Genomic DNA, 19,757 nt, shown 5'->3' with positions numbered 1-19,757 from the left:
GACTTTTTAGATATTATTTGACTTATTAGACTGTTTAATGATGAGATTACATGTTTCTATAATAGATATTTGTTTATTCATACTTAAGGTGCGAATGCGATTATACGCTTCCGCTTCAGATATAGAATATAGTTCCATTAATATACCAGTTCCCATTTGAATGATTTTACGATCTTCTAATGACTGTTCTAGCTCAGCCATCTTTTCGCGCAACTGAGCATCACTTTTATAGCGACCTAAAGCCATCTCTAAGGAAGGAACTAACTGTTCCTCCCGTACTGGTTTAATTAAATAGCCATATACACCAGAATCTCGAGCCTTATCGATTAAATCTTGCTGGCTATAACTTGTTAATAATACTACAGGTGCTTCATGGTGAAAGCCAATTTGACGTGCCGCCTCAATACCATCTAATTCTGGCATTTTAACATCCATCAATATAATATCTGGCTTATGTTTTTTACAAAGTTCTAAAGCTTCAACACCATTTGTACCTTCTGCAACGACTTCATGACCACAAGACTCAATAATATCTCGTAAATCCATACGTATTAGAGATTCATCATCCACGATTAAAACGCGCATTTATGCCTCCTTCTTCATATGTATCGTCACCAATACACCTGTACCAGTATTTTCTATGGATAAACTACCCTTCAATTCGTGGGTAACTAAATTATTAATAATAGTTAGACCTAAACGTTTATTAGATGTGAAAGAAAAATTGCTAGGCAATCCTTTACCATTATCCGAAAAAGCTAGTTCGATACTCCCGTTTATATCCGTTGCAGTCAGATGAATTTGACCATTTCTACCATCTAAACCATGTTCTAAACTATTACTAATCAATTCATTGATTATGAGAGATACATAACTTGCCATATGAGAGGAGATTAATATGTCTTCGCCACTGTAAGAAAAAGTAACCTCTTGGTCTTGTCGCACCATACTCATACGCAACAATCGACATAATTCATCATAGATCGATCGTATACCAATATAGTCCTCATCGTAATGGGACACTATATCGTGAACAAGAGCCATACTTTCAATACGGTTAATCCCTTCTTGCAGTGCTTGCTTCACTTCTGGCAAACTGGAGCGTCTCGCTTCCATCCGCAATAAACCTGCTACAGTTTGTAAGTTGTTTTTTACACGGTGATGAATCTCTTTAATAATGGAATTTTTTACTAATAATTCTTGTTGCTGTTTACTTTCACGCGTACAATCATGAAGCACCAAGAAGCAACGCGTTTCATTACGCCCCATAGCAATAGGAATCATATGTTGACGAATTACCATATCTTGATAGATTTCTTCATTTGTAAGTATACTTCTATCTGATAATACTTGTTGTATAGCGGACATCTTTAAGGTACTGCTAAGAATTGATGAACCTACCAAGCGACGATCAAAGCCTAATACATCTACTAACTTCATAGCTGCATCGTTAGCATACAGTATTTTATAAGTGTCATCAAAAATAATTAAACCATCAAAATAGGACATTGGTTCGTAAGACAGTATTTGTTCATCTGTAGCTGTCAGCATAAGACGTTGCATCGTATCAGACAGAACATATTCTTGCTCGTATTGTTCTATCTTAATAGATGATGACAATGTAAAAGATATCCCCCCAATAATACGACCTCCATTGTCTACAATAGGAAAAACATGTTGACGTTGCTTATCATCTAACCCGATAAGTGGCTGTCCATCTTTCATCATAGCATGCCACGTATGACTGCCTTTTAATTGACGTGTAATAATCCCTTGATCACTGCGTTCTATGCATAGCATATCCGCACATTGTTGTGGACTCTCACTTTTTCCTGTCTCTAATAGAGGTGTAAAAATCTGTATCCTTTGACGAGTTAACGACTCGCCAAAGGATATGAGTTTACTAATATGCTCAAGTAATGAGATTTGTAATGGTCCTAATGGTGTTCTATTTAAAATATCTTGACCAATATCCACAATTAATCCTCTTTCCAAGATACGTAACCAATTTCAACACTGGGCTTAGCATTTAGTGTTAAATCGGCAAATTTTCCAGCTTGTGCCATATAATAAGCTCGACAACCGATCATGGCCGCATTGTCAGTAGACAAAATTTTATGCGGTTTGTAATAAGTAAAACCTTCTTTTTCGCACATAGCTTCTAACGCTTTTTGTAAGCCTTTATTAGCTGATACACCGCCAGCAATAGTAATTCGACTTTCACCTAATGTATGTGCTGCATCTTTCGTCTTTTCTACTAATACATCAACGATGGCCTTTTGGAATGATGCGGCCACATCAGCTTGATTGATAGACTCATTCTTTTGTTGCTTGCTATTTAAATAGTTCAGAACAGCGGATTTTAATCCACTAAAGCTAAATTCAAAATTACCAGGTTCACTTAAAGCCTTTGGAAATTCAATAGCCTCTGGATTCCCTTCGGTAGCAAGCGCATCAATATGAGGTCCACCTGGATAAGGGAATCCCATAACCCGAGCAATTTTATCAAAGGCTTCACCTGCCGCATCGTCTCGGGTTTGACCAAGTATATCAAATTCTTCATAGCCTTTTACATGTACTAACATGGTATGTCCGCCAGATACAACAAGACTCAGAAATGGTGGTTCTAATTCAGGATTTGCTAAAAAATTAGCAAAAATATGACCTTCCATGTGGTGGACTGGCACCAAGGGAATACCTGTAGCAAAAGATAAACCTTTTGCAGCAGCTACACCAACTAATAAGGCCCCTACAAGACCGGGACCATACGTTACACCAATATGATCGATATCTTGTAAAGTCACATTTGCATCACGTAATGCTTGGTCTATAACGGGTATTACTTGTTCTATGTGATGACGTGATGCAATTTCAGGTACAACGCCACCAAATTTTCTATGTATTGGCACTTGGCTTGAAATAACATTAGACAAAACAGTACGCCCGTCCTTAAGGACAGAAGCAGAGGTTTCGTCACAGCTACTTTCCAAGGCTAATGTGTATATACTCATTCTATTTCCTCTGAAACGAGAGACATAATATAAGCATCTTCCGTAGGCTCTGAATAATAATCTTTACGAATTCCTTTTACAGAAAATCCTAAATTTCTATACATAGCCAATGCTGCAAGATTAGATATGCGCACCTCTAAGAAAATTTCTTTCATACCTCTCGTAAGACATTCATCTATTAATTGTTTTGTAAGTTTTGATCCGTATCCCTTACCTCGTGCGGAAGGAATAATGGCGATATTCGTAATTTGACCTTCATCGTATACGAGCCAAACACCTGCGTATCCAACAATTTGGTTCTCCTCACAAATTACCATATATAATTTATTTGATGCCCCTTCTAACTCACCAAAAACAGATTCTAAACTCCAAGGAACAGAAAAAGACTGCTGCTCAATAGCATAAATAGCTTGAGCATCATCTATGGTAGCTAAACGAATCTCCATTATTCTGCTCCTGCTGCCTCAGTAACTACAACTGTAGGATTTTGGTTCAACATTTCAGGATTATTTTTATGGCGTTCTTCCCATAACACTTCTGCTTCTGAGCGTCGAATATAATAAGGAACCATATCCATAGGGTCAGAACTCTCTTCAGAGACTACCAATCTACGGCCAGCCAGTAATAGAGAACTAGCTTTTGGAATACGTTGCGATATATCTAAAATCGTTAAATTTGTATCACTTTCATCGAGTAGCTTCTCTATTCGCTTGACGCCATCCCCAAGAAATACTACATGTTCTTCAGATGCTCGGAGTCGATCTAATAAATCATTAGCAGCAATGACAAAAGGCTCCTCTTTGCAGACTAATTCATTACCATCATATTTGTAGATACTTGCATAGACATGTTTTTTTTGAGCATCAATAACGGTACAAATCGTGCGGTCCGTATAAACTACATTACGAGCTAAACTGTCCATGGTCATTACGCCATATAAAGGAATTTGTAAGGCATAAGCCATAGCTTTAGCTGTCCCCATACCGATCCGTAAACCCGTAAAAGAACCAGGCCCAATGCTGACCATAATACCTTTTAATTCACTTTTTTCAACTTGAGAGGCTCGTAATAGCATATCAATATGAGGTACCAACTGCTCAGAATGAGTCAATCCAGCTTGAATGGTCAATTCCCCAATTAGGCAACTTTCATCCATTAAAGCCACACTCGACACGAGTGAGCTCGTCTCAATTCCCAACCACATATGGGCCTCCTATTTCTACTAAATCATCCGCTGTAAGGTAATCACTAGCTAATGTAATGGAACGGCTTGTATCGTCAATGCGCGTTAAATAAATCCATAACGTTTCATCAGGTAATTCATGAGGGAATTTATCGGCCCATTCTACAATGGATACGCATTCTTCTGTATATTCATAGAAGCCAATATTTTCCAGTTCACTAACATCTTCCAAGCGATATACGTCAAAATGATATAAATGAGTTCTATTCACATCATAGGTATTCATGATAGCAAAGGTGGGACTTGTAATTTCTTCAGTAACCCCAAAGCCCTTTGCAATGCCTTGCGACAAATGTGTTTTTCCTGTCCCCAAGTCACCAATTAAGGCTATACAAAGAGAATCCCCATTACGTTTAATCCATTCGCCTAATAGTTGGCCAAATTGTTGTGTATCTTCTACTGTATGAGTCTCTAATTGGACCTGAACCTTATCCTTCATGAAAATGATTATATCCTTTCGCTTCTATGGCCTTAATCGTTTTATCGGATGTTACCATTTGAACCCGAGGAGGGCCAGATAAAACTTCTCCAATCAACGTAATGCCTGCTAGTTTTTCCAATTCCGAAAGTAGTGATTTTGGCGCTGTAAAGACTAACTGAAAGTCTTCTCCACCATACAAAGCATAATCTACTGGATTAGTTTGTAAATGCTTAGCTAATTCGTAAGTCTCCTCGTGTAAAGGGATTGCTTGTTCTTCAAATACAATAGAAACATTACTAGCTACAGCGATTTCATTCAATTCACTACCTAGTCCATCGCTAATATCATTCATACTATGGATACCAAGTCGTCGCAATTTTTGCCCCAATTCAATCTGTGGTTCAGGACGTTGATGCCCCACTTTGGTCATATCATAGCCTACTAAATTATATGATAACGCACCTAAACCTGTAGCTGCATAGCCTACATAGTTTGTAAGACCAACAACGTCTCCTACTTTCGCACCACTTCGCATAACCGCAGTACCTTTAGGAACCTCTCCGATAATTGTTACGGTCCAAACCATGGGGCCTTCCGTACGTACCGTATCTCCACCCAATATATTGAGTTGATACCGCATACATTGATCTTTAATTCCCCTATAAATTTCATCAAGAATTTCTGTATCAATATGGTCTGGTACAGCAAGAGATAATACAATTTGTCTAGGAATGCCACCCATAGCCGCAACATCACTCAAATTAGCCGTCATAAGACGATACCCTACATCATAGGGCTTCATATAGTGAAAGCTAAAATGAATACCTTCTACCATCGTGTCAGTGCTTATCAATTGCTCTGTATTTTGTTCAGTTTTATAAATAGCGCAATCATCACCAATACCGTACACTACGGTATTAGGGTTGTAAATCGTGTTATTTTGAATTTGACGAATGAAATTAAATTCCCCAACATCTTTTAATTGCATCTGATCACCTAGTTTCCTATTATTACTTATTGTATTGTAACATATATAAAAGACAACAAAAATAGCAGATAGTTGATATATCAACTATCTGCTATAAATGTTCCTAAAAGAATTATTTTTTAATTAGATTCGTCATTCTCTTAACAGGTTCTTTAGTATCAAAGGAGCCTACAGTTGGAACCTTTTTACCATTATTGACGAATAGAACACCATTAATATTATCAAAGGATGTCAACGTATTTACAATGGCAGCCATTTGTAACTTAACAGTTAAATCTCCTCCATTACCCTTTATGAATGCATCATTTACTTCAACAGAAGCAATGCCATCTTTTACAGTAACAGATGTAATTTCAATATCCTTAGAGAACACTGGATATTTTTGTGCTCTATCGGCATTTAACATCGCTAAAAGAGCTGCTTTAGGCGTAACTTTATTCGCCTCTATCTCAACGGTAGTTTGTTTTACCCCAGAACCATCCTCTGTAGGAACAAAGAAGGCCATCTTAACTTTTTCTTGAGATACTTTACTTGTTTCTGCATCCTTATTGACTTTCGTCTCTTGCGCAGGTTCACTTTTACCTGTTGTAGGAGCTTGTTCATGTGTACAACCCACTACAAATGCCAGCATACCTACACAGAGAATCGATAGAACTTGTTTACGTAATTTCATCGATTAACCTCCAAAGTAATTAGCAATACCATTTGCAATGCGGTTAGCAAAGTCTTCTTGAGTTTGAGGAGATTGTAGCACACGTTCCTCATTAGGGTTAGAAATAAAACCAAGCTCTACAAGAATTGCAGGCATATTAGAATGTCTCAACACGTATAAGTTACCTTCTTGAATGCCACGATCACCATTGAAACCAGGTGTGTTAGCAATTTGAGATTGTACCTTTTGCGCTAATCGAGCATCGTTACCGGTTTTGCTATAGTAATATGTTGCAATACCACCAACGCTAGGATTATTAAATGCGTTGATATGAACGCTTACAAGAGCATCAGAATTGCTACGGTTAGCCACGTTAACACGAGCCCCCAATTCATCAACACCACTTGCATTAGGGCCATATACATCTACATCAGTAGTACGAGTCATAAGCACTTTAGCACCACGATTTTCTAAAGATTTTTTCAAATACATAGAAATCGGTAGTGTAATGTTTTTCTCTTGTACACCGTGAGGTCCAATAGCACCTGAATCACTACCACCATGTCCTGGGTCAATAGTAATTGTTTTACCAGATAAACCGCCACTAGTAGAGTATTTACCAGATTCTGTAGATACATTTTTTGCTGGATGCGCAGATTGAGATGGCTTTTTACCATAGTAAGCGGGCTTAGCTGCAACACCTTTTTTCTGAACATCAACAACGATACGATACGGTTTCTTATTAACCGTATCTTTTTTCAAGGAAAAAACCTTTACATCACTAGTATCAATAGATGAAGGTGTCTTGATTGTTACTTTAACATCTCTGCCATCTTGTGAAAGTTTGGCAGAGCTAGCAATAGCCGAGTCCATAGAAATGTTCTCTTTAGCCGTCTTTAGCTTTGTATTTTTTAAAGTAACAGTCGTAGTTTTCCCATCTTTGCTAATTGATGCAGACGCCTTTATAGGTGCCGATAAGTCCATAACAATACGAACATACGGTACAGGTGCATCTGTTCTAGTCACCCATCGAGCATCTTCTAAATTAGCTGCCTTTGCTTGCGTCAATAATAAAGGTATTGCCATCAAGACTGCAAGGCACATAAAAAATAGTTTACGCAATACATTCACTCCAATCTAACTGACATACATAGTGTCCAAACCATAGAGATGAGTCGATGATATTTTTATCTATCAAAATCTCATCGTTCCAATCTATCCATAAACTAATGTTAGATTATAAATAGATTATTTCATACAAACATGAAGATTAGTATGCCGATTACACATATTACTATATAAAGACCTTATTCAGAATACACAAAAAACAGTTTCATAAAATTATTTTTTGTATAAGTAATCAAAACTAACGTTCAGTTGTAATTTGCCATTCATTCCCATCCGTACTAATATGAATACGACCCATCGTATCTGTACGGTAAATAGCAATATTATTTTCCTGTAAACGACGTAATGTCACATCGTGAGGATGACCATACTTATTATACATGCCATTTGAAATTAATGCACTTTCAGGCTTAATAGATTTCAAAAAATCTTCAGAGCTACTTGTACGAGAACCGTGATGACCTACCTTAAGAATACGAGAAAACAATCTAGAATTCTGCTCTTTTATAAGTTTTTTCTCTTCTTGTAATTCAGCATCACCCGTAAAGAGCATAGAAAATTTACCGAAGATTAATTTACCTACAATAGAATTATTATTAAGATCTGTCTCTCCTTTTTTATCAGTCAAAGGTTCAACCCAAGGAGCATATACTACAAAGACAGCACCATGTCCAAAATCAACTACATCTCCACTTCTCAAAGTAGTTCGTTGAATTTTATTTTTCTCAATCCATTTTTCATAGGTTTTGTACATATTATTATCAACAGCAATACCATCATCATATACATGTTCAATAGGCATAGCCTTTGCAATAGCATAAAAACCACCCATATGATCAGCATGAGGATGCGTGATAATAATATTTTTTAACTTTGTTACACCCATAGTTTTAAGTTGAGCTACAATATTTTCACGATGTTCTATGTCACCAGTATCGATCATGCTATACTCATCGCCTACCTTAAGTAATATAGCATCCCCCTGACCAATATCTAGCATATATACATCTAGCTTACCTTCAGGGACAGTCGTTTTAGTATCGATAGAGTAAGCCCCATTAGCATTAGTAGTTACTTGATTTGCTGCGTTTGCTACATCATTATTTGTGCATCCTGCAATGGCGAAGATAGGAATACATAATACTAGCAAGAAAGCTATAAAGCGTTGTATTATATTTGTCATTCATAATCTCCCAATAATTCACTAATAACACAGCCTAAAGAAGCACTGACATCACTCGGAGTATAACCCCAACTCTTTGTTTCATTCAGAATATCTGCACTACGACTATGTACATATACACCTAGAACAGCACTATCTTGTAGTGAATAACCCTGACTTATAAAACCAGCAATTACACCAGTCAGCACATCGCCCATACCGCCAGTCCCCATGCCCGCATTACCGATAGTATTTACATACACTGTGCCATCAGGTAATGCCACAATTGAAGGAATTCCTTTTAGTACAAGAATAACTTGATGAGCCTTAGCAAATTCTCTAGCCAACGTAATATAATGACGCTCAATCCATTTAATAGGTAAATCAATAAGTCTACTAAATTCACCTAAATGAGGTGTCATGACACAATATGGAAGTTCTCTTTCTACTGCATATGCAGACTCAATATCACCATCTCGCAAAATATCTTTATCAATACAACCAACATGTCCCAATGTATACAAAGCATCAGCATCTAGTACTAATGCTCCTTCGTAAGCATCTAAAATATGATCTACTAAATCACAATTTTCATGGGTGCGACCTAACCCCGGTCCCATAGCAACAACTTGGCGACAATCAAAAAGTTCTTTATTATTCTCTGTAGAAGTAACCATCACCTCAGGTATGACACGACTTTGTACAACCTGCTTGATTATTTGAGGCACGGCCAATGTTACCTTACCAGCACCGCTATGAACTGCAGCTTCAGCAGCTAAAATAGGGGCTCCTATCATATCATTTGAACCACCAATAATTAAAGTATTTCCATTAACGCCTTTATGCGCCATTGGTGTACGATAGTTGATAATTTTTTCTGCTAAATCAAAATCAATGGTTATTGTTCTAACACGTTCACCCAGTACCTGCTGCCAAGGAGCACCCAATGGAGCAACCACTGAGGTTCCTCCTATAACCTTTCCTGGATATAATAACAAACCTTGTTTGATTGCCCCAAAAGTAACAGTATAATCATAGGTCAGTGTGCCTTCCGCTACTTGACCAGTAGTAGCATCCAAACCCGCAGGTACATCAATAGCCCACAAATCAAAATTATACTGACTACGCATAGTATCAATATCATGCAATATATCGATGGTCAAGTCTCTTAATTTTCCAGTTAAACCTGTTCCCAGGATACCTTCCACAGCGATAGCTACATTGGACCAATCATTGAATTCATCATACATATTGATGATACAACCCATAGCTTCACAGCGCTCTAGTTGCACTGCAAAAAGATTACTACACTTGTTTGTATCTCCTACTAGTGCAATTTGTACTGATACACCTTGCTCCATCAAATGACGAGCCGCTACAAGGCCATCTGCCCCATTATTACCCGTACCACATATGAATAAAACAAAACTATTTATGGAACGACCATTATTCAGGGAAAACAAATCGTATTCTCCCCATAAGGCATCTACGATACCACGCCCAGCATTTTCCATGAGGATTTCTAAAGAAACTCCTAATTGCTTAGGAACCTCTTGATCTATAAATCGAGCATCTTCAGTTGTTAAAATATTCATCTTATGCTCCTTCAAGTATGACTGTACTCATTGCATAATCCTTGCAATGACTAATAGACACATGAATATCAGTATAGCCTGATGTTTCGTAAATATCTTTGAAAGTATCTTGTAAGCGAATTAAGGGTGCTCCCCACTCATCATGGTAAATTTCTATATCTTGCCATGATCCATAACGCATCCCTGTTCCCAAAGCTTTAATGAAAGCCTCTTTTGCAGTATATATTCCAGCAAAAGATTCATAACAGCCTTTATTCCGGCTTTTACAATATTCAATCTCATGAATCGTATAAACACGCTCTTGAAATGAGCTTGATTTCTCTATAGCTTGACGGATGCGGTCAATTTCTATAATATCATTCCCTAATTTCATAATAGCTCCTAAAATACCCTAACACTATTATTATACACTCATAAAGGTGATAAAAACATAAGTAATATCTAGACATTTACCGAAAATGGTGAGCTAGACAAACTATAAATTTCAACTTTACCTTTACGATTAACCGCCATATACATTTGACCATTTCGACAATCCATGTCTTCTACTTCCATTCCAGAAGCATAAGGGCTAATATTTTTAACAACTCCCTCTTCATCGACATATACAAAGGTTGTCAAAGTTGTAAATAAAGTATTTCCATTAGATGCGTAAGCACCGTTATTATTTAAGTTTGTATGATTAGCATTAATTTTATAAGAACGAATACGATTAAAATTAGAGTCGTAATAATTAATTGTCCGTTCAGAGTTTGTTAAAGGCACAATTGATACATATTCATCGCGTACTTTATCATATGCAAAATTAAAAACTTTCTCTTTTAGTTTAATAGGCGCTTCAACAATCATGCTATCCGCTTCAATAGGAGTAAGGTTATATCCATCTACAACAGCATTTGTTGTATAGTAACGATTATTGACAGAATTATAAGTTAAGGTATTCATATGACCTAATAAACTTTTATGACTATACTCATATTTCGCAACAACAGTAAAGGTTTTAGGGTTAATTTCATAAATGATTTGCTTTGTATTATCAGAATTAATACAAGCTAAAACAAAAACGTCTTTTTTAGAATTATAACAAAATCCTTGACACTGATTTACAGATCCATCTAATGGTATTTCTGCCAAGCGAGATAATGGCAATGGCATCTGTACAGCGCTAACCTGTTGAGTAAGTTTAGGAATATCAAAGATATTTGTAATATAATCAATTACACCTTGATCCATACTGTCACCTCATGAAATTAATAATGTATATTATGGTATATAAATTCATAAATATAAAAATAGGCGGTAAGACAAAAGTCTTACCGCCTAATGTTGGTGCCGGAGGTGGGACTTGAACCCACACGGTGTTACCCGCTTGATTTTGAGTCAAGTGCGTCTGCCATTCCGCCACTCCGGCGTATCGGAACATTTGTTATTATACAGACATCCCTAAGCAATGTCAACATATTTTTTATATTTCATCTAAAATATTTTGAACCGTTTTCATATCTGTATCACATTGTTGTTTCCATGTAAGTGCGACACCTGTAATATAGCCTTTACGGGCAAATTCTACATCGGTAGGAACACTTTCAGCACCATAGTCTAGCTCGCCAGCTAACCAATAATAATCCTGTCCTCTTGAATTGATGCGAGCTTCGATAATATTACTATAGGTTTGTAAACCTTGGCTCACCATTTTAAAATGGTCCCAATCACATGCACCACGTAATGGAAAGTTCACATTTAGCAAACCACTAAACTGACCCGCCACATAAATTTTCTCAATCAATTCATGTATAAATGGATGTATTTCATTTCCCCGTTCAACAGAATATCTCTCAACAGATAATGCTAAACCAGGAATACCATAGAAACAACTTTCCATAGCTGCCGAAACAGTGCCAGAATACAATACATCAGAGCCTAAATTAAACCCGTGATTAATGCCAGAAATTACAAGATCTGGCATATCATCAGTCAATAAATAACTAAGACCGAACTTCATGCAATCGGACGGCGTTCCCGTTAGAGCATAAAGGCGAGGATTTTCATCCTCGCCATTGTAAGCATCTAGTTTCAATGGAACCTCGGTCGTCAATGCATGGGATTTAGCACTTTGCTCATTAGCAGGTGCTACAACGGTAATTCTATAATATTGACTTAAATACGATGCAAGATGACGTAAACCATCTGCTAAAATACCATCGTCATTACACATTAAAATATGCATAGTCACTCCTATAGATTCTATTTTTCATTCTTATTCATATTGCCCATACGTGTTAATTTAACATCATCTAATCCCACGGCTCTCGTATGGACTGTATGAGACCATACCTTATTATGACGGCGGAACCAACCTAGGATATTTACTGGAATCCAAGAATATACGAATAATGGATATAGTAAATAATAGAACCAAATCTTTGGTGGTACCTTGATTTTCAATAATACGATTAACGGGAATAAGTATTGCCCCACACCTATAATTGTCCACACAGACATAGGCATAATTTGATACAAAATATTTGTATAGATTGGAGTATACGCATTGATGTAAGACAGTACCAAATATATAGTTGTTAACAACAAGAAATAAGGTTGACTCACTTGGAAGATACCATCCAAAATCATAATATTCCCTGTTTTGATACCAATAGCAAATAATTTAGGAATATATCGACCCGCACAGTCAAATTGCCCCTGAGCCCACCGTAAACGTTGTCTGCAAGAAGCCATCATAGTTGTAACCTTTTCATCGTATACGATAGCATCATGCCCCCAACAAGTACGGATACCATGAGTTAATAGCTTCATGGAAAATTCCATATCTTCGGTTAAGCTATTGCAATCCCAACCGTATTCGCGAATAATAGATGTACGAATACACATGCCTGTACCACCTAAGGCCGTAGATAAACCAAGACGATATTTTGCTAAATGCCACATATGGTTAACCATCCAAAAGGCGATGGAGAACGTACCTGCAACCCAAGAGTCAGTTGGATTTTTAGAGTTCAAGTAACCTTGAATTACAGACTCACCTTTTTCAAGATGATCATTCATTTCTAACATAAATTGAGGATGTACTAAATTATCGGCATCAAAAATCAGAAATGCATCATATTTCCGATCCATTTGTTCTACCCGATCAAACATCCACCCCATGGCATAACCTTTACCTATTTCTTGTTTATTTTCACGTACATGTACATTAGCGCCAGCAGCACTTGCTACTTCCGCAGTCTTATCTGTACAGTTATCGGCAACTACAAAAATATCGTACAGATCATCTGGATAATCTAGGCCACGTAAGTTTTTAACTAACTCACCAACAACAGCTTCCTCATTATGAGCGCATACAACGATGGCAAAGGAATTTTTAGGGGTATAATTTTTATGTACTCGCGATCGCCACATACCTACGACAGCGAGTATAAAATAATAAACCGTATAAATTACGATTATTACCTGCATAGGAATCAGTAATAGATCCAGTAGGTAATTCATACTATTCTCCTCCACACATCTATTTACGCACTATATTTAAAGCCCCGTTAATAAGCCCAAACATTACATAGCCAGCAAAAATCATAACGGCCCATGTATGCCAATCATACACGAGACAAGCTACAACAAATATGGCTGTGAGTACAATAGAAAGCTTATTGATATAAATCTCACTTTTACCTTTAAAATCGGGATATTTAACTTCACTAACCATAAGGAGACCTATACCAATCATACAAACTACCAACACAAATTGAGGTACCGATACGCCACACAATACGTAGGTCGCTGCTAAACATCCAGCGGCTGGAATTGGTAAACCTTCAAAATAGCCATGAACTTCGTCAGTTTTAATATTAAATCGCGCTAAACGAAATGCACCAAGCACTGCAAAAGCTAATAGTGGCACATATGCAATCCATCCTAAACCATATAATTCTTTCATATAAAGCATATAGGCAGGCGCTACACCAAATCCCACTACATCAGACAGAGAATCAAGTTCCCGGCCCATTGGTCCTGCAACTCCTAAAGCTCTTGCTACACGCCCATCTAACCCATCTGCTACTAAAGACAATAATATACATATGGCTGCGCAGAATGTATTATTAGTAGCAGACAATGTAATACCAAGAACACCAAATGCTAAGTTTGCACTAGTAAATAAATTTGGAATAATAGATTTATTCATGTCGTAACCTCCCGATAACAGTATCACCACCTGTAATATGTTGACCTTTTTCCACGAACAACTCTACATCCTTATCCATATAGAGCTCAGTACAGGAACCGAACTTAATCATCCCGTACAACTGACCACGTTCAAGTACACTATCTAGGTCTGTCCAAGATACGATACGTCTTGCTAAAAGGCCCGCAATTTGCGTTACTAATACGGAAGTACGATCATTTTCAATACAAATAGTATGACGTTCATTTTCAAAACCTACATCATCTTTGAATGCTGGTAGGAAACTACCCATCGTATAGTGACGGTACGTAATTTTACCATCAATAGGCGCACGATTAGCATGTACGTCAAAAACAGATAAGAAAATAGTTACTTTTTTACACTCTTTATGTAAGTAAATATCTTCGTATACATCAGAAATATCCATGATTTTACCGTCCGCTGGGGATAAAATCAAATCTGGATCTTGAGGGATTACACGTTTAGGATTTCTAAAGAAATTGACGAAAAATAATGCCAGAATAAATGAAATAATCGCAATTACATAATGTCCTAAATATCCTAACACCACAGTGATAATGAGCATAGCTCCTATCAGAGGAAACCCTTCCTTAATTATTGGTCCTGTAGGCACGATTCAACACTCCTCTATTTATTTCTAATAACGGTCCACATAAACTTTGGAATAGCCAACATGCGGCCAATCCGTTGAGGTTCTAAATATAATCGATACAACCATTCAAGTCGATTTTGTTGCATCCATTCTGGGGCCCGAGGAATATTACCTGCCAAGACATCAAAGGAACCACCAATTCCGATGGCAACTACGCCATTGAGGTGACTCAACTTTTCTGCAATCCATTGTTCTTGCTTTGGCACACCTAAGGCAACAAATACTAATTTTGCCTTAGATTCAGCTATAGATTTAATGATTTCTTGTTCCTCTGCACTATCAAAGAATCCGTCATGAATTCCTGCTATATTTAATACACCTACCTGAGCAGATACATTATCAATCGCTCGTTGAGCAACACCAGGTGCCGCCCCCAAGCAGTATACAGGAATTTGATGAGTCGCCGCAACTTTAAACAATTCCATAGTTACGTCTACACCTGTTACGCGTTCAGGCACATGTTCTCCTTGACGCTCTGCAGCCCACAAAATGCCAGCCCCATCGGGAACGACGAGACTAGCATTATTCAATATGGAGTGCAATGTAGGATTTTCATTAGCCAACATAACCATTTCTGCATTAGCCGTTGCTACTAAATGTAGCCCCGGCTGTTCAGTTAATTGCAAAATACGTTGGACTGCCTCATCCATTGTGACGCAATCGATAGGCACAGATAAAACAGAAATACGTTTATTCAATGTAATACTCCATTATCAACCACTATAATTTGGTGCTTCAACGGTAATGCTTACATCATGCGGATGACTTTCTTTCAAACCAGCCGCTGTAATTTGAATGAATTGAGTGTTTTCAATCATTTCTTGGATGTTATGACATCCACAATACCCCATACTTGCACGCAAACCACCAACCATTTGGAAAATTGTATCGGCCAACATACCTTTATATGGTACACGACCTTCTATACCTTCAGGAACTAATTTCTTAGCTTCTGTTTGGAAATATCGATCTTTACTACCGAGTTTCATAGCCCCTAGACTACCCATGCCTCGATATACTTTATAAGAACGGCCTTGATAAATCACTGTTTCTCCAGGGCTTTCATCAGTACCCGCTAAAATATTACCCATCATAACTACATTAGCACCAGCCGCAATAGCTTTAGCAATATCTCCAGAATATTTAATCCCCCCATCAGCAATGATAGGAACTCCATAGCGACGCCCCACTTGAGCAGACTCATAGACTGCTGTGATTTGAGGTACCCCAATGCCAGCAATGACACGAGTTGTACAAATAGACCCAGGTCCTATACCAACCTTAACTGCATCAGCTCCAGCTTCGATAAGAGCCTCAGTGCCTGCTGCAGTTGCCACATTACCTGCAATTACAGGAATGTGAGGATACGCTTGTTTAATGTCCTTCAACGTACGAAGAACACCTGCAGAATGCCCATGGGCAGTATCAACAATAATTACGTCAGCTTTAGCAGATACAAGCGCATCAAGTCTATCATACAAATCTTGAGAAACACCTACTGCAGCACCAACTAATAATCGGCCACTACCATCCTTTGCTGCATTTGGATATTTAGTCGCTTTTTCAATATCTTTAATCGTAATTAAGCCTTTTAAGTTACCGTCGCCATCTACAAGAGGTAATTTTTCAATACGATGTTCGCTTAAGATAGCTTTCGCCGCTTCAAGAGATGTACCTTCCGGTGCAGTAACTAGGGAATCTTTTGTCATACATTCCCCAATTTGTCGGCTTAAATCAGTTTCAAAACGCATATCGCGATTTGTAATGATCCCTACTAGTTTACCATGTTCTGTGATAGGTACACCAGAAATTTTATATTTTTCCATAAGTTCTGCTGCATCGGATAGTAAATTTTGAGGGCTTAAGAAAATAGGATCAACGATAACACCGTGTTCAGAGCGTTTTACCTTGTCAACTTCATGAGCTTGCTCTTCAATAGACATATTTTTGTGGATAACGCCAAGACCTCCTTCACGAGCCATAGCAATCGCCATCCGTGATTCAGTAACCGTATCCATCCCAGAACTAATCATAGGAATATTTAATGTAATGTCACGAGTTAATTGAGTTTTTAACTCTACTTGATTAGGCAGTATATCAGAAGCTGCTGGTATTAATAATACATCATCAAAAGTTAGTCCACGCATACCGAATTTATCGTCTCTCATATTTCTTTCCTTTCCGTATAATAAAACAAAACTACGACCCGCCTAGTCCCTATGGACTAGGCGGTCAGTCGTAGCCTTAGCGTTCAGACCGCAAAATGCCGCCTTCCATATAATCGTCTTTTTTCATATCTACGAAGATAACTTTTACTGCATCAGCAGGAACATTTACGATATCAACCGCAGCCTTTGTAATTGCTTCACCTAATTGTTTCTTTTGTTCTTTTGTACGCCCTTCGACGAGCTCTACATGAATAATTGGCATATTAACCTCCATAGATGAAAAATGAAATAAATTGTTTGTTCTATTATACGGTATGAAGGACATATAGACAAGGAAAAAGCCAGATAAAATCTAATATTATCGATGCTTATATACTTATTAATCCTACCTCTTAATTATACAATATTCTTAGAAATTTTTCACCAAATCTTTTTTCTAATTCTTCTTTCATGATAGATTCTAATTTTTCTATTCCGAATTGATTTGCAAAATCTAGTACATCTTTGCGAGCCTCTACTAAAATTTCAATATCTTTGATAATATTAGCAACGCGTAAATCTGGCAGCCCCGATTGAGCTAATCCAAATAATTGACCAGATCCGCGAAGCAATAAATCTTGCTCTGCAAGCTCAAATCCATCCTGGATTTGTTCCATCAACTTTAAGCGCTCTTGACTTACATCATTTTTAGAATCACTAACAAGAATGCAATAGGACTGATGAGCGCCACGACCTACACGGCCCCGCAGCTGATGTAGCTGAGATAGACCAAATCGCTCTGCCCCTTCAACGCACATAATGGTCGCATTTGGCACATTAACCCCCACTTCGATAACTGTTGTAGAAACAAGTAATGAAATTTCACCCCTATAGAAGGCATTCATCACTTCATCTTTTTCACTCGGCTTCATACGACCGTGAACGAGGCCCACTTCATAGGCCTTATAAAAGTACTCTTTTAATTCTAGATACAATTCCTCAGCGGCTTGCAAGTCTAATTTTTCGGATTCTTCTACAAGAGGGCACACCACGTAGACCTGACGCCCCTCTGCCATTTCCTTACAAAAGAAAGTGCGTAATCTCTCTTTATAAGAACTATCTACAGCATATGTTTTAACAGGTTTTCGCCCTGGTGGCATTTCTTTAATTAAAGATACTGCTAAATCTCCATATACGGATAATGTCATGGTACGAGGGATTGGTGTAGCCGTCATGATAAGTACATGAGGATATGTTCCCTTCTGTTGCAATCTCGCCCGTTGATCTACGCCAAAGCGATGTTGCTCATCGACGATAACAAGGCCTAGATTATGAAAATTAACCCCCTCTTGAATAAGAGCATGGGTTCCAATAATCATATGAATTGTTCCATCAGCTAAGCCTTCATAGATGCGTTCTTTTTCCTTTTTCGTGGAGGATCCAGTTAATAGTTCTATAGTAATACCTAAATTAGCACATACAGTTTGTATCCCTTCATAATGTTGAGCCGCTAAAATCTCCGTAGGAGCCATAATTGCCCCCTGATACCCATTTTCGATGGCTTTTAATAAACTCAGGGTAGCCACAACGGTTTTACCAGAGCCTACATCACCTTGCAACAACCTTTGCATAGGTCGTTCGTCTTCCATATCGATACGAATATCCTCTAATGCTCGTTGTTGATCACCTGTTAAGGAAAACGGTAAATTCTCTATACACTGAGCCATTAGTTCCCCATTTGGTCCCATTTTAGGCCCTCTGTGGCATTGTTCTTTATTTCGCAACAAAGCTAAACCAGCTTGCATGACGAACAACTCTTCATAGGCCAATTGATAACGAGCCTTTTCATAGAGCTCTGAGGAGTCTGGGAAATGCATCATCTTAAAAGCATCATAGCGACTCATATAATGATGATCATCACGAACCTCCACAGGTAAAATCTCTGGTAATTCATGGTTAGCTGCGAACCAATTACGTACAGTTGAACGAACCACAAACTGAGATACCCCATCAGCAAGCGCGTAAATAGGAACGATACCTCGATCTGGTTCACCACCGTCTCCTAAGTTTTCCATTTGCGGTGTATTCATTTGCATGGAACCATATTGAAACTCAGCCTTACCATATGCATATATACGTTGTCCTTTTTTGTAAAAGTTTTTTTTATACCCTTGATTAAACAAAACAATCTTCAAAGGACCTGTGCCATCTGCAATGACCACCTCTAAAATAGACAATCGAGGGCGAGGGCGTTTCTCTTGTACAGCAATAACAGTACCTACGATACCACCTGTCATACCTGATTTTAAATCACCAATTCTATAAATCGTACGCCGGTCTTCATAGGTTCTGGGAAAGTAAGTCAATAAGGATGTAACATTGGTAATTCCCAATTTATGCAATTGTTTCTCACGACCAGGACCAATTCCCTTTATAGTCGTCAATCGTTCATCCATAAGAACTCCTTTAAATATACGATAAACACATGAGATATATCCAATTTTTGTATATCCTTGTGTAAAAGTCCATTTATATCTTA

21 protein-coding genes and 1 tRNA gene are annotated in these 19,757 nt (G+C 37.8%); all 22 read right to left on the bottom strand.

Annotated features, from left to right (window positions below; all coding sequences use genetic code 11):
• Positions 1–6: 6 nt before the first annotated feature.
• Entirely contained in the window at positions 7–585 is a 579-nt protein-coding gene (locus tag ACMKPP_RS06875) for an ANTAR domain-containing response regulator (RefSeq protein ID WP_120054829.1), read from the bottom strand.
• Positions 586–1,977, bottom strand: a complete 1,392-nt coding sequence (locus ACMKPP_RS06870) for a sensor histidine kinase (protein WP_295815239.1) — start codon at positions 1,975–1,977, stop codon at positions 586–588.
• 2 nt (positions 1,978–1,979) lie between these two features.
• Entirely contained in the window at positions 1,980–3,011 is a 1,032-nt protein-coding gene (gene tsaD, locus ACMKPP_RS06865) for a tRNA (adenosine(37)-N6)-threonylcarbamoyltransferase complex transferase subunit TsaD (RefSeq protein ID WP_302942631.1), read from the bottom strand.
• Positions 3,008–3,457, bottom strand: a complete 450-nt coding sequence (gene rimI / locus ACMKPP_RS06860) for a ribosomal protein S18-alanine N-acetyltransferase (RefSeq protein WP_418369527.1) — start codon at positions 3,455–3,457, stop codon at positions 3,008–3,010. The genes tsaD and rimI overlap by 4 nt, the downstream gene beginning before the upstream one ends.
• Entirely contained in the window at positions 3,457–4,215 is a 759-nt protein-coding gene (gene tsaB / locus ACMKPP_RS06855) for a tRNA (adenosine(37)-N6)-threonylcarbamoyltransferase complex dimerization subunit type 1 TsaB (RefSeq protein WP_302942628.1), read from the bottom strand. The genes rimI and tsaB overlap by 1 nt, the downstream gene beginning before the upstream one ends.
• A complete protein-coding gene (gene tsaE / locus ACMKPP_RS06850; protein ID WP_418369526.1) occupies positions 4,199–4,693 on the bottom strand; it encodes a tRNA (adenosine(37)-N6)-threonylcarbamoyltransferase complex ATPase subunit type 1 TsaE in 495 nt (164 codons plus the stop codon). The genes tsaB and tsaE overlap by 17 nt, the downstream gene beginning before the upstream one ends.
• Positions 4,683–5,663 (bottom strand): thiamine-phosphate kinase, encoded by a 981-nt coding sequence (thiL, locus tag ACMKPP_RS06845; protein ID WP_418369525.1) that lies wholly within the window; start codon positions 5,661–5,663, stop codon positions 4,683–4,685. Before thiL ends, tsaE begins: the two co-directional genes overlap by 11 nt.
• Before the next feature lie 112 nt (positions 5,664–5,775).
• A complete protein-coding gene (locus ACMKPP_RS06840; RefSeq protein WP_314985027.1) occupies positions 5,776–6,336 on the bottom strand; it encodes a GerMN domain-containing protein in 561 nt (186 codons plus the stop codon).
• Positions 6,337–6,339: 3 nt separating this feature from the next.
• Positions 6,340–7,437, bottom strand: coding sequence for an N-acetylmuramoyl-L-alanine amidase family protein (locus tag ACMKPP_RS06835; protein WP_120054837.1), 1,098 nt, complete (start codon positions 7,435–7,437; stop codon positions 6,340–6,342).
• Positions 7,438–7,681: 244 nt separating this feature from the next.
• Positions 7,682–8,626, bottom strand: a complete 945-nt coding sequence (locus ACMKPP_RS06830) for a ComEC/Rec2 family competence protein (RefSeq protein ID WP_302942619.1) — start codon at positions 8,624–8,626, stop codon at positions 7,682–7,684.
• A complete protein-coding gene (locus ACMKPP_RS06825) occupies positions 8,623–10,200 on the bottom strand; it encodes an NAD(P)H-hydrate dehydratase (RefSeq protein ID WP_418369524.1) in 1,578 nt (525 codons plus the stop codon). Before ACMKPP_RS06825 ends, ACMKPP_RS06830 begins: the two co-directional genes overlap by 4 nt.
• Before the next feature lies 1 nt (position 10,201).
• Positions 10,202–10,573 (bottom strand): holo-ACP synthase, encoded by a 372-nt coding sequence (acpS, locus tag ACMKPP_RS06820; protein ID WP_287529072.1) that lies wholly within the window; start codon positions 10,571–10,573, stop codon positions 10,202–10,204.
• A gap of 68 nt (positions 10,574–10,641) precedes the next feature.
• A complete protein-coding gene (locus tag ACMKPP_RS06815; protein ID WP_418369523.1) occupies positions 10,642–11,433 on the bottom strand; it encodes a hypothetical protein in 792 nt (263 codons plus the stop codon).
• 94 nt (positions 11,434–11,527) lie between these two features.
• Positions 11,528–11,611: transfer RNA gene (locus ACMKPP_RS06810), tRNA-Leu, on the bottom strand.
• 54 nt (positions 11,612–11,665) lie between these two features.
• Positions 11,666–12,427, bottom strand: a complete 762-nt coding sequence (surE, locus tag ACMKPP_RS06805) for a 5'/3'-nucleotidase SurE (RefSeq protein ID WP_287529075.1) — start codon at positions 12,425–12,427, stop codon at positions 11,666–11,668.
• A gap of 17 nt (positions 12,428–12,444) precedes the next feature.
• On the bottom strand, positions 12,445–13,707 hold the full coding sequence (locus tag ACMKPP_RS06800; RefSeq protein ID WP_287529076.1) for a glycosyltransferase family 2 protein: 1,263 nt from the start codon (positions 13,705–13,707) through the stop codon (positions 12,445–12,447).
• Positions 13,708–13,726: 19 nt separating this feature from the next.
• Positions 13,727–14,398, bottom strand: coding sequence for a CDP-diacylglycerol--serine O-phosphatidyltransferase (pssA, locus tag ACMKPP_RS06795; RefSeq protein ID WP_077708488.1), 672 nt, complete (start codon positions 14,396–14,398; stop codon positions 13,727–13,729).
• Positions 14,391–15,032, bottom strand: a complete 642-nt coding sequence (locus ACMKPP_RS06790) for a phosphatidylserine decarboxylase family protein (RefSeq protein WP_004696080.1) — start codon at positions 15,030–15,032, stop codon at positions 14,391–14,393. The genes pssA and ACMKPP_RS06790 overlap by 8 nt, the downstream gene beginning before the upstream one ends.
• Before the next feature lie 14 nt (positions 15,033–15,046).
• Positions 15,047–15,769, bottom strand: a complete 723-nt coding sequence (locus ACMKPP_RS06785; protein ID WP_077708489.1) for a WecB/TagA/CpsF family glycosyltransferase — start codon at positions 15,767–15,769, stop codon at positions 15,047–15,049.
• Between the two features lie 15 nt (positions 15,770–15,784).
• Positions 15,785–17,239: an IMP dehydrogenase gene (gene guaB / locus ACMKPP_RS06780; RefSeq protein ID WP_004696085.1), complete on the bottom strand. Its 1,455-nt coding sequence runs from the start codon at positions 17,237–17,239 to the stop codon at positions 15,785–15,787.
• Between the two features lie 76 nt (positions 17,240–17,315).
• Positions 17,316–17,501 carry a 4-oxalocrotonate tautomerase gene (locus tag ACMKPP_RS06775; protein WP_004696087.1) on the bottom strand — a complete coding sequence of 62 codons (186 nt, stop codon included), beginning with the start codon at positions 17,499–17,501 and terminating at the stop codon, positions 17,316–17,318.
• A gap of 130 nt (positions 17,502–17,631) precedes the next feature.
• Positions 17,632–19,674, bottom strand: coding sequence for an ATP-dependent DNA helicase RecG (recG, locus tag ACMKPP_RS06770; RefSeq protein ID WP_077708490.1), 2,043 nt, complete (start codon positions 19,672–19,674; stop codon positions 17,632–17,634).
• Between the last annotated feature and the right edge of the window lie 83 nt (positions 19,675–19,757).

The sequence above is a fragment of the Veillonella parvula genome (assembly GCF_048309325.1).
GTDB lineage: Bacteria > Bacillota > Negativicutes > Veillonellales > Veillonellaceae > Veillonella > Veillonella parvula_T.
The sequence above is the reverse complement of the archived record's forward strand: the minus strand, read 5'-3'. Positions and strand labels throughout refer to the sequence as shown.